We start from the raw sequence: 3,607 nt of genomic DNA on the forward strand, positions 1-3,607 counted from the left end.
CATAACACCCGTTAAAGCCACACCCAGTAAAGCTAATCATAATTCCTCTATCGTTGATTAAATCTTGCCGTCTTGATGCAGTCGCTCATGGGGGAAACCACGGCAGTTGCTCATGGTGGGAACCCCCAAGACCGCACTGCCTCCCCAAGACCGCGCTGCATCGCTCTTGCCTTTTGTCTTTTGTCTCTTATCTCTTCCCTGCTCCCAACTCCCGATTCCCGACTCCCTAAAACCAGAACTTTATACTTCACCCCATTGAAAAATACTGTAAAATTATAGTAGTTAACTGACTACGCCCCCACAACTAGTTATGATCAAAGCAATTACTGCTAGTGGAAAAATCGATCCATCAGGTCAATTATCCTTAGACTATCCAATTGAAGGGACTCCCCCTAAGCCAGTAGGAGTAATTATTATTTTTGATGAAACAGATGGGGAGGTAAATAAGTTTTGGAAGTCAGTAACTATCAACAGCAACCACTCCTGTCAGCTAAACAGTTGCAAGAGGGATTAAAGCAGGCGTTGACAGAATCGGGGTATGATTCAAGGGAGAAAATTATCGAGCTTGTGCAGGAAATTAAGCAGGAAATTGCTCAAGAAAGGAAGACTAACTACAAATGAACCGTCGCCGCATTCTCAAAGCTGGACAGTCGTATACCTTCAATCAATATTTTGACCTTCCCTTTACCCTAGAAGATATCTTGGCGGAATTTGACTGTACCTTTGTGCGATCGCCTTTGGCGCGGCTTCGCCGATCGCATATCGATCTCCCCCGTCAACCCTTCACTGCTGCTATTGAACCCCTGCTGCACCAACTCCAGCGTAACCGCAAGCGCATTGAGCTGATCAACGAAACTGCCCGTCGCGAAGCCCTGATTGCACCAATTCTGTTTGAAGTAGTCGATCTAACTAATCACCGCATTTACATTGAATATTCTATTGCTGTTAACGAACACCTGCGGGGAACTTTAGATTATTACATTGCCAACCATAACCTGATTGTGATCGAAGCCAAACAATCTGATCTGGTACGGGGCTTCACTCAACTGGCGGTAGAGTTGGTTGCCCTTGATCAGTGGCTCCAGTCTGACCAGAGAATTTTGTATGGCATTGTTACCACCGGAGAAGACTGGCGTTTCGGTACTTTTAATCGCCTTGAACGTTCCATACAACAAGACCCCAAGCGCTACATCGTTCCAGAAGAGCTAACCCAGTTGCTGGAAATTTTAGTCGGGATTATGACTTGAAACGGTTAATTAATTATAGTGGTTTTTAATTAGGGAATCGGGAATCGGGAATCGGGAATCGGGAATCGAGAAAAAGAGGGAAGTGTGGGGCCTCACAAGGGTAGGGCAATTACTTTGTATAATGGTAAGCATTCAGCTATCAGCTATCAGCTATTAGCATTCAGCTATCAGCTATCAGTTATCAGCTGACGGCTATCAGCTATCAGCTGACGGCTATCAGCTATCAGCTTTTAAATAACACAAGTAAGCATTCGTTTAATCTTTGTTACGTCAGCTGAATGCTGAATGCTGACGGCTGACGGCTGACGGCTGACGGCTGAATACTTACGTATAATGGATTTATATAAATTTATTGGACATACTTCCTAAGACTTATGCGTGACCTAGAACAACTGACCAAAGATATTCAAGAACTACCAGAAGACGCTCAAAACCTTATTGCCGATATCATTGAGGTGTTCAAAAAACAGTATGTAACGAAAAAACCGGCATCTCTTAATCCTCTGGAATTAGACAATCAACCTTTTATTGGTATGTGGAGTGATCGACAAGATACTCAAAATAGTAGCGAATGGGTGAGAAGAATTAGACAAAAGCATTGGCAGGGGTAAAATGGCAGTAATTCTAATTGACACTGATATTTTGATTGATCTTGCCAATAACGACTCACTTGCTAAAGAACGCCTGGTAAGAGAATCTAAAACATCTCTATTTCAAATCAGTATTATTACTAAACTAGAATTAATTGTTGGTTGCCGAAATAAACAAGAATTAGACTCTTTGGATAAATTCCTCAGACAGTTTTCTATCATTCAACTCAATGCTCAGATATCCCTCAAAGCAGAACAGTTGATGGGTAGCTACTATCTCAGTCATGGACTCCTAATCCCAGACGCTCTAATTGCTGCTACCGCTATTGAAAATCAAATTCCTCTACTCAGTAAAAATCAACGAGATTATCGCTTTATATCAGAACTCAATCTATTGAAATATCCATAACGTTGATGGAAAACTATTGCCTCTTGCCTCTTGCCTCTTGCCTCTTATCTGCTCCCTGCTCCCTGCTCCCTGCTCCCTCTTATTTACTTCCACCATCGGCTAACATCATCAACCGCTGCCACCGTTTCTCCTAGGGCTTCAATACCCCCAAACTTGATAATTAAAGGAGCTAATTCAGGAAGAGCTTCAAGAAAATGGGGACGGATTAGACTAGCTAAAGCATCAAGAATTTGTTGCCAAAGATCAAAATCAACTGATGAAGGAGTTAAGGTCTTAATTAAGTCCTTTAAGGCATAGGTTCGGAATAATTGATAGGAAATCCCTCTGGCGCAAGCTAAGGCTTGAGGTAATACATCGGGAAAGTGGGGGGCTAAGGCGACTAAAGCTCTGGCTCGGTCTGATTCATGGTCAAGCCCTCTGGCGCAATCTAAGGCTTCGGGTAACACATCGGGAAAGTGGGGGGCTAAGGCGACTAAAGCTCTGGCTCGGTAGTTTTCATGGGAAAGCCCTCTGGCGTAATCTAAGGCTTGGTGTAACAACACATCCGGTAAGTGGGGGGCTAAGGCTCCTAAGGCATGGGCTCGGTCTGATTCATCGGAAATCCCTCTGGCGCAATCTAAGGCTTGAGGTAATACATCGGGTAAGTGGGGGGCTAAGGCCACTAAGGCATCAGCTCGGTCTGATTCATCGGAAATCCCTCTGGCGCAATCTAAGGCTTTGGGTAATACATCGGGTAAGTGGGGGACTAAGGCTCCTAAGGCATGGGCTCGGTCTGATTCATCGGAAATCCCTCTGGCGGAATCTAAGGCTTGGGGTAATACATCGGGTAAGTGGGGGACTAAGGCTCCTAAGGCATGGGCTCGGTAGTTTTCATGGTCAAGCCCTCTGGCGTAATCTAAGGCTTGGGGTAACAACTCTTCCGGTAAGTGGGGGGCTAAGGCCACTAAGGCATCAGCTCGGTCTGATTCATAGTCAATCCCTCTGGCGCAATCTAAGGCTTTGGGTAACAACTCTTCCGGTAAGTGGGGGGCTAAGGCCACTAAGGCTCTGACTCGGTGGTATTCATGGGAAAGCCCTCTGGCGTAATCTAAGGCTTGGGGTAACACATCGGGAAAGTGGGGGGCTAAGGCCACTAAGGCATCAGCTCGGTCTGATTCATCGGAAATCCCTCTGGCGCAATCTAAGGCTTGGGGTAACACATCGGGAAAGTGGGGGGCTAAGGCCACTAAGGCTTCGGCTCGGTGGAATTCATGGTCAAGCCCTCTGGCGCAATCTAAGGCTTTGGGTAACAACTCTTCCGGTAAGTGGGGGGCTAAGGCCACTAAGGCTTCGGCTCGGTACCTTTCATGGTCAAGCCCTGA

The 3,607-nt window shown here is 45.7% G+C and carries 7 protein-coding genes; 5 read left to right on the forward strand and 2 right to left on the reverse strand.

What is annotated here, in order from left to right:
* The first annotated feature begins 112 nt into the window (after nucleotides 1-112).
* The 3 genes from F6K20_RS29135 (at nucleotide 113) to F6K20_RS29145 (ending at nucleotide 1,247) form a co-directional block, all read left to right on the forward strand.
* Complete coding sequence (locus F6K20_RS29135) at nucleotides 113-259, forward strand: hypothetical protein (RefSeq protein WP_287297013.1); 147 nt, start codon at nucleotides 113-115, stop codon at nucleotides 257-259.
* A 191-nt stretch (nucleotides 260-450) separates the two neighbouring features.
* Nucleotides 451-621: a hypothetical protein gene (locus F6K20_RS29140; RefSeq protein ID WP_287297015.1), complete on the forward strand. Its 171-nt coding sequence runs from the start codon at nucleotides 451-453 to the stop codon at nucleotides 619-621.
* Nucleotides 618-1,247, forward strand: coding sequence for a hypothetical protein (locus tag F6K20_RS29145; protein WP_287297017.1), 630 nt, complete (start codon nucleotides 618-620; stop codon nucleotides 1,245-1,247). The genes F6K20_RS29140 and F6K20_RS29145 overlap by 4 nt, the downstream gene beginning before the upstream one ends.
* Nucleotides 1,248-1,256: 9 nt before the next feature.
* On the opposite strand, the gene F6K20_RS29150 is transcribed toward F6K20_RS29145, so the two are convergent.
* Nucleotides 1,257-1,379 carry a hypothetical protein gene (locus tag F6K20_RS29150; protein ID WP_287297019.1) on the reverse strand — a complete coding sequence of 41 codons (123 nt, stop codon included), beginning with the start codon at nucleotides 1,377-1,379 and terminating at the stop codon, nucleotides 1,257-1,259.
* A gap of 242 nt (nucleotides 1,380-1,621) precedes the next feature.
* On the opposite strand from F6K20_RS29150, the gene F6K20_RS29155 reads away from it, so the two are divergent.
* Complete coding sequence (locus F6K20_RS29155) at nucleotides 1,622-1,858, forward strand: hypothetical protein (protein WP_287297020.1); 237 nt, start codon at nucleotides 1,622-1,624, stop codon at nucleotides 1,856-1,858.
* 1 nt (nucleotide 1,859) lies between these two features.
* Nucleotides 1,860-2,246: a type II toxin-antitoxin system VapC family toxin gene (locus F6K20_RS29160; RefSeq protein WP_287297022.1), complete on the forward strand. Its 387-nt coding sequence runs from the start codon at nucleotides 1,860-1,862 to the stop codon at nucleotides 2,244-2,246.
* An 83-nt stretch (nucleotides 2,247-2,329) separates the two neighbouring features.
* Here the strand turns inward: F6K20_RS29160 and F6K20_RS29165 are convergent.
* A partial coding sequence (locus F6K20_RS29165) for a PIN domain-containing protein (RefSeq protein WP_502708892.1) occupies nucleotides 2,330-3,607 on the reverse strand: 1,278 nt, incomplete at its 5' end.

This window comes from Moorena sp. SIO2C4, assembly GCF_010672485.1.
Lineage (GTDB): Bacteria > Cyanobacteriota > Cyanobacteriia > Cyanobacteriales > Coleofasciculaceae > Moorena > Moorena producens.

Coding starts and splice junctions, on each gene's coding strand:
- F6K20_RS29135 (WP_287297013.1), top strand. CDS start 113: ATGGTGGGAACCCCCAAGACCGCACTGCCTCCCCAAGACCGCGCTGCA.
- F6K20_RS29145 (WP_287297017.1), top strand. CDS start 618: ATGAACCGTCGCCGCATTCTCAAAGCTGGACAGTCGTATACCTTCAAT.
- F6K20_RS29150 (WP_287297019.1), bottom strand. CDS start 1,379: ATGCTTACCATTATACAAAGTAATTGCCCTACCCTTGTGAGGCCCCAC.
- F6K20_RS29155 (WP_287297020.1), top strand. CDS start 1,622: ATGCGTGACCTAGAACAACTGACCAAAGATATTCAAGAACTACCAGAA.
- F6K20_RS29160 (WP_287297022.1), top strand. CDS start 1,860: ATGGCAGTAATTCTAATTGACACTGATATTTTGATTGATCTTGCCAAT.